5 protein-coding genes are annotated in these 6,046 nt (G+C 52.3%); 3 read left to right on the forward strand and 2 right to left on the reverse strand.

What is annotated here, in order from left to right:
* Positions 1-34: 34 nt before the first annotated feature.
* Positions 35-1,312 carry a cytochrome c peroxidase gene (locus AAF465_09725; protein ID MEM7083001.1) on the reverse strand — a complete coding sequence of 426 codons (1,278 nt, stop codon included), beginning with the start codon at positions 1,310-1,312 and terminating at the stop codon, positions 35-37.
* Positions 1,313-1,892: 580 nt separating this feature from the next.
* Here AAF465_09725 and AAF465_09730 point away from each other — a divergent pair.
* The 3 genes from AAF465_09730 (at position 1,893) to AAF465_09740 (ending at position 4,799) form a co-directional block, all read left to right on the forward strand.
* A complete protein-coding gene (locus AAF465_09730) occupies positions 1,893-2,453 on the forward strand; it encodes a hypothetical protein (GenBank protein MEM7083002.1) in 561 nt (186 codons plus the stop codon).
* A 198-nt stretch (positions 2,454-2,651) separates the two neighbouring features.
* Positions 2,652-3,611 carry a gamma-glutamylcyclotransferase family protein gene (locus AAF465_09735; protein ID MEM7083003.1) on the forward strand — a complete coding sequence of 320 codons (960 nt, stop codon included), beginning with the start codon at positions 2,652-2,654 and terminating at the stop codon, positions 3,609-3,611.
* 72 nt (positions 3,612-3,683) lie between these two features.
* Complete coding sequence (locus tag AAF465_09740) at positions 3,684-4,799, forward strand: hypothetical protein (protein ID MEM7083004.1); 1,116 nt, start codon at positions 3,684-3,686, stop codon at positions 4,797-4,799.
* Positions 4,800-4,845: 46 nt separating this feature from the next.
* Here the strand turns inward: AAF465_09740 and AAF465_09745 are convergent.
* Positions 4,846-6,046 (reverse strand): bifunctional diguanylate cyclase/phosphodiesterase (locus tag AAF465_09745; protein ID MEM7083005.1); only part of this gene is annotated, 1,201 nt, incomplete at its 5' end.

Raw genomic sequence — 6,046 nt, forward strand, 5'->3', positions numbered from 1 at the left:
GACGACTGAATGACGCGCGTGACTACGCGATGCACTAACAGCCTAAGTCCGCGCGAGACTGCACGTCCGCATTGGGGAAACAGTTTCCGGTCGGAAGTGAACTAGGCACATAGCGATCCAGTTCTGCGTCGTATAGCGCGGTTTCCAGAAAGGCAGTCAGCGCGTCGATTTCGTGAATAGTCAGACCCAGAGGCTGGAATCGACTATCGAGTTGGGTGCCCGGTAGTGTCTTTTGAGGCACCGCCGTGTTTTTATAGGCCACGATGTCTCGCACATTGGTAAATGATGCGCCGTGACCGTATACCGCGGTGTCCGCCAGATTGTATAGAGACGGGATCTTAAACTTAAAATCGTCTGCCGCATTGCCAGTGAAGCCGCCTCGACCACGCGAAACCGCGTCGCTCACGCTGCCATGAACGCGAGGGTCGGTGGTGTCTAAGTCGGCAAAACCAATGGCCATAAACACCGCATCCGCCGTTGAACCTGGGCGGGAACTCAATGCTGGTCCGGTATGACAGTTCACGCAATTGGCTTTACCAAAGAACAGCAGCGCGCCGCGAAGCTCTTTGTCGGTCATGGCGTTATCGTTACCACGCAACCATTTCTGAAACGGCGCACGGTTGGTCAGAAGGGTGCGTTCATAGGCAGCGATGGCCTTAGCCGCGTCCTCGAGTGTGTCGGTGCTCGATGGGTACGCCGCGGTAAATAACTGCATGTAGTCAGGCTGGTTCTGAAGCAGTGAATCGCCTTCAACACTAAGTCGGTGTACTCCCAGTCCGGCGATCGCTTGGATCTCAACACCGGATAGGCCTCGGGCGTTTTCTTCTTTGGGTGTGCCGGGCGTGCTCAAAATGGAGTCAGGTATACCGCTGTTAATTGAGCTATTACTCGCATTACCGAATTGACCGTTCCAGAGCATCACCTCTTGATAGGCGACGTTAAGCGTAGTGGGTGACGCCACAGGCTGTATATCCGGCAACAGCGGCGAGCCGGCGGGTGCGGTTGCGTCCATGTTGTCGCCAAGCAAACGCCCCTCGCCCACGAGGCCGAAGCCCTCGCCTCCATCAGCGATGCCCTGCGGAACACCGGCTTTGAATCCCGCCGAACTGTGATGACAGGTGGCGCAGCTATAGGTGCCCGTGCGATTGATATCAGTGGCCTGAGTCGCTAATCCTGTTTCGTGATAAAGCACTTGCCCGAGCGCCACCTTTTCTGCGGTGATCGGGTTGGCCGGATCGGCCGGAATATCGTCAAACGCGGTTTCGTCGGGCAGCGTGAACGACGCGATACCGCCATGGGCGGCGAGGCTCAACTTCAATTCGTCGCTCAGTTGCTCGGTTGTCGACGTAGAGTCGTTGCTACAACCAGATAGCAGTGCGAGTAGACAGGTCAGGCGCAAAAGCCTATGACAAACCCCGGACATAATGAGTGATCCTTTATTCAAGCTTCTTAGTGGATAGTGTCAGTATCCACTATCTTAGCCACCGAGTTCCTGGTTGTCGCAGACATCTGTCGCACTCCAGGCGCACGAATACGGCGAATTGCCTACAATTACACACTTATTGTTGAATGGTCCGCCGCATCATCAGGTGCCGAGAGACCCTGACTATCAAGGTCTCCCGTCACAGGGCGTTATGGCAAGCCATGCCAACAAGTTGGATTGAATCAGGCGTCGATGAGGGTCACTGTATCAGAGCCGGTCGACTGAGCCGATTTGAGTATTGAGCTTATTCGTCGAATTATGAATTGACCGAGGGTTCTTGTAATGCTCAATCGTGTGGCGCGGCGTTTCTGCCGCCTGTCGGAACAGGCTGTGCATTACAAATCGAGCAGCGTGGTGCTACATTGTTATTGCTCGCACAAGAGGTGAACGATAGCGTCTACGGATTTTCATGAATACCAAACTCACAATTCGATTAATCGGGTACAGCGTCATTGCGATCTGGTCTGTGTGGCTGATCGGGCGATCCTATGATTCTGAATCCACGGTCGAGGGGACCTCGGTGATTGAAGAGGGTGGACAGGTTGGTACGGCTGAGGAACCGCCACTACCCATTGTCGAAGCTAAGCAAGCAAAGAGTATTCGCCTGTATGTAGATCAGATGCTCGCAAGTGATGAGCAAATTAACGAATTGATTGACTTTGTTCGAATGAATCGGGATGAACCAACCTGGAGCGAGGCGGTGAAGGCCGTCATGACGGATGTGATTCGGATAACCGAGCGCTCGGCTTTCGAATCGGGCCAACTCTATGTCGAGTGTGGCGGTGGAATGTGCCTGCTTCGCGGTGATCTGAATATGGACACGACGCTTGTTCAACTGCCGGCCGCGTTGTGGTCGGCGTCAAGCTCTGGAGACGTGCGTTTTTCTACGGTGAAGAGCCAGCAAACGGCCGAGCACGGAACGGTGTTCGTTGTTGTCGCCCCCAATTTTGCTGTGCCCACACGACCGTAGCGTGACCGATCCCTCCGTGGCCGGTTTTGGCTGATCAATCAGTTTAAGCGGGCTGAGTCTTCAGCGGTGATTGTTCGCCTGGCACACGCGAGTTAGTGAAAATTTGCGGTGACTCAAATCGGTCACCGTGTGGTGTGAGTTACTGTGGGTACGCAACAGCCATCCAGGTGTGAATAATAAGAGGAACACAACGTCAATATGCCTTCTCCAGAAATGCTAAATGTGGCCACTCAGTTTGCGGATATCCTCACAGCCCTTGCGTTGATCGTTGCGGGAATTTGGGGTGTGCGAAACTATCGAAGAGTTAAACGCATTGACGCCGCAAAGTGGTTACATGAGTTGGGGCGCGAGTTTCAAACCTCACCGGACATGGAACGCGGCAAAATACTCTTGGACTATCAATACCGAGATCGGGTTGAGCCCCTGTTGTCGCGGTTAGTCATCCATTGGAATGAAGGGCTCTCTGAGGAAGATCTCAGTGATATCTTGGCCATTGACAAAGTGCTGAACGAGTTCGAGCATCTTTTATATCTTGAGCAATACGGTCACATCACTCGAGCGGATAGACAGACGTATTTCGGTTCGTGGTTTGCGCTGTTTCGTCAGCCCCATCGAGGTGTATTGCGGCGCTATTGCACCAACTATGGCTATACACAGCTTGCCGATCAGTGCTTGCCTGAACATCATCAGACTCAGGCAGATGAGTATATTCTGGTCTATGGCACGCTCTGTAAGGGCCAAGATATGCACAAGAAGCTGCGTATGCATGAGTTATGTGAGTTTGTCGATGAAGTGCGCGTGAGCGGGTGTCTCTACGATTTAGGGGAGTACCCGGGTCTGGTTCTCTATGATGATCTGGATGATGAAGACAAAGCAACGTCATCGACGGTTGCCGTTCAGCTCTTTCGAGTAACCGAGCCTGATCGGCCGTCAAAACCCAAAGAAGTGCTGACCAACATCGATAAGTATGAGCGCTGCTTTCCTCCGCCAGTTGGCGTATCGGAGTACCGGCGCACAACGCTGTCGGTGCACGTAGAAAAAATATCGCGGAATGTCGACGCCTGGTTATATGTCTACCAAAAGGATACGACAGGGCGTCCACATGTCGTTGACCTGAATTGGAGCGATTATCTTGCCCAGCGATCTGGCCCAAGCTAGCGTTCAGAAGTTATTGAGTAAAGATAGAAATAGAATGATGAGAAAAATGATTTTACCGACAGGACCTTTGCGATGAGCGCGATGCGCAACACCTTATTTCGCCGTTTAGCCGTGACCTTCGTGTGCATCCTGTCCATGATTGCACAGGCTGACGATGAGCGACTAAATCTTCTTTTTATGGGAAACAGCTATACATTTTTCTATGACCTGCCGGGATTTGTGGCAGAACTGGCGGTGGCCGACGGCTACGAGGCACCGCGACTGATTGTCGATTTGCAAGGCGGAGAATATGTGGGTTATCACTGGAGTCAGCTCCAATTTGCACCACAGAACAACCTTGCGCATCCGGATATTCTAGGATTGACGTTTGACTATACTGTGATTCAGGGGCACGCAGAGGGAGCAACAACACTCAACGATCCTTCAAACGAGTTCGTGCCCGATCTCATCGGCTGGTCACAAACGGTGCGCGACGCACCCTCCGGAAATAACGCTGGCATTGTGTTGTTTCAGCCGTGGGGGCATGCTCTGAGCCATCCGGTATATGCCCACGCATTCGATTCACCTCAGACGATGCAGAGGCAAATTCGGTCAAACTATGCGCTTGCTCGTGCTCAGATCAATCAATTAGTGGCGCCTGCCGCGGCGCAGATCGCCCCAGTGGGCGATGCCTTCGAAGCCGCATCGTTTAGTGGGTCTCTTTACGAGTTCGATCACTTTCACCCGTCTGCAATGGGCTCCAGACTGGCTGCAATGATCCTCTATCGCACGCTCTACAAAGAGCAGGTAAGCGATATTCAGTTTTCTATGATCGAGACGCCCTTTTTGACAGAGGCCAACTGGACGTTTGTGACGGCGCTTGCCGATGCGACCAATATCAGCGCAGCCAACAGCCTGAGCGACGACGATGGCGACGGCGCGTATGATCTGTTTGATAATTGTCTCGCCACGGCTAACGCAGATCAGTACGACAGTGATCAAGACGGTTTTGGAAATGTCTGCGATGCCGATTTTAATAACGACTGTGTGATCAATTTCGTCGACATAAATATGTTTTCGACCGCGTTTGCCTCCTCGTCAGAGGACTTTGATTTGAACAACGATGGGGTCGTTAATTTCTTGGATTTTTCCGTTCTTGCTGGTTTGTTTTTAAATCCACCCGGACCGAGTGCACGAGCGCAATGTTAGCCGATACCGCTGGCGGCACGCTGCATTTTTGACACGCATCCTCACGCTACTGAAATGCCGCTCGACGAATACGCTGAACAAGGGTGTCAGATAAGGACAGGCGTCGGTGAATGTCTTCCACCGTGTGCGCGAAGGCCGACTGCCTAACAGGCTTGCTGAGTAAATAGCCTTGTGCATAGTCACAACCTTTGGCCAGCAAGTACTCCAGTTGCTCGTCGGTCTCCACGCCTTCGGCCACCACCTGGTAACCCAAGCTGTGAGAGAGCTTGATAATCGCATCTGAGATTGCGACGTCATTTTGATCGTAAGGAATATTTTGGATGAATGATTTGTCGATTTTGACGATATTTAGCGGCAGTCGTTTCATGTAGCTGAGAGACGAGTAACCGGTGCCAAAATCGTCCACGCAAATCGAATGGCCTAAGCTACGGAGCCGTTGCAATTCCGCTTCGGTGCCCTCGCATTCCCCGAGCACGTTGCGTTCGGTGATTTCAAGGTCAATGCGACTGTGCGTAACCCCATATTCTTTGAGAATGCCTTCAAATCGACTGGCCATGTTGCCCGTGACAAACTCGAGGCTCGACGTATTGATAGCGATCGATTCGAGGTAACACCCCTCTTGATCAAACTGCTCAATGGCTTTACACGTGTTGCGCAGTACCCACTCGCCGATTTGCACAATTAGCCCATACTCTTCTGCAATAGGGATGAACTCGTCAGGGGGAATCAATCCAAGTTCACTGTGTCGCCACCGAATCAGTGCTTCGGCTTTAACCACTTCGCGGGTCTTGAGATCGATAATCGGTTGAAATTCAAGGAAGAACTCTTGTTCTGCGAGGGAGTGACGGATAGCTGATTCGATTGAGATATGCCTCGCGGCTTTGGTCGCGACTTCCTCGCGGTAGAAGCTAAACGCGCTCGCGCCGTGATTCTTGGCCGTATACATGGCGCTGTCGGCACACTTCAATAGTGCATCGCGATCAGTACCGTCATCCGGCGAAATGGCAATACCGATGCTTGTGCCGATGGTTACTTCTTGGGAGTGAATGAGAAAACTCTTTGTAAGCGTTTCAATAATCCGCTCCGATACGCGTTGAGGTGCCAGGTCTTCTTCGAGTGCTTCGAGAATAATGACGAACTCGTCACCACCGAGTCGACCCAGAACATCCGAATCGCGGAGTAGGCCTCGAATTCGGGTAGTGACCCGTTTAAGCAGTTCATCTCCAACGTCGTGGCCCAGTGTGTCA

The organism is Pseudomonadota bacterium (assembly GCA_039028935.1).
Classification (GTDB): domain Bacteria; phylum Pseudomonadota; class Gammaproteobacteria; order Steroidobacterales; family SZUA-146; genus SZUA-146.